The sequence below is a fragment of the Elusimicrobiota bacterium genome, assembly GCA_040757695.1.
Classification (GTDB): domain Bacteria; phylum Elusimicrobiota; class UBA8919; order UBA8919; family UBA8919; genus JBFLWK01.
The window spans coordinates 1-1005 of the sequence record JBFLWK010000264.1 but is presented as its reverse complement, the minus strand read 5'-3'; the positions used below and the strand labels follow the sequence as shown (position 1 = coordinate 1005).

Annotated in this window: 1 protein-coding gene; it reads left to right on the top strand. The window is 30.1% G+C overall.

Annotated elements, in window-relative coordinates; all coding sequences use genetic code 11:
- Positions 1–148 precede the first annotated feature (148 nt).
- Positions 149–859, top strand: coding sequence for a hypothetical protein (locus AB1349_14660; protein ID MEW6558568.1), 711 nt, complete (start codon positions 149–151; stop codon positions 857–859).
- Positions 860–1005 lie beyond the last annotated feature (146 nt).

Genomic DNA, 1005 nt, shown 5'->3' with positions numbered 1-1005 from the left:
GATCTGGATGATGTATATTTTAAACTTGAATTTATAATTTAGAGGCGATACAATATTTTATGAAGTTATGCGGGTTTGATGGCTCATAGAGATATGAGAAAATGGCTCTATTATTGGATAAACTATCTTAACGCCAAAAATCCGCGTTTTGATCCCGGTACCCCTTAGTGATGACGAATTAAAAAAATATACAAAAAAGGAAAAGATGTTTATTGATATAGGTGCAAAAGATAAAAAAGAAGCTGTAGAAACTTTCGGTGTAAAGCCTGGAGACTCTATAATTTTTGCTTCTAACTTTCGGTCAATGAAAAGCCCCAATATGTTTGTAGGAAAAAATTTCGACAATAGGCTTGGGATTGCTTCTTTAATTGAAATAACTCAGGAATTTTCTAAAAAATCTCATCCTAATACTATTATTCCTATCTTAGTTCAAGAAGAAAAATTTCTAAGAGGAATAAGCGTTATTACAACTTTATACAAATCAGATATTGCCATTATAATCGGAAATAGTCCATCGGACGATTTTTCAGTGACAAAACATTCTAAATGTATTCTTGGTAGTGGACCACATTTGCAAAAAATAGAAACGAAAATAAGTTCAAATCCTGTATTATACAAATTTATTACTAAAATAGCAGATAAGTATGCTATACCCTATCAATCATCCTTAAATCAGAACATTTATAAAGATGATTCTATAATACATAACGAAAGTATAGATCTACCATGTATAATAATTAGAATACCAGTTCGTTATGCTCAAATGCACTATAGTATGTTTCATTTAGAAGACTACAGATTAACAGTAAAACTTTTAATTGAAGCCTTAAGGGAGTTAAATAATAATACGTATAAGTAATGTATTAATAATCCTTATAATTAAACTACGAGTCCATTAAAAACTGAGGGCTGATAAAATAATGCTGCCATTTTCTCAAGACTCTCACCAGTCTGAAATTCAGGATAGCACTTTTATTCAAACAATACCTTCGCAATATCACTTGA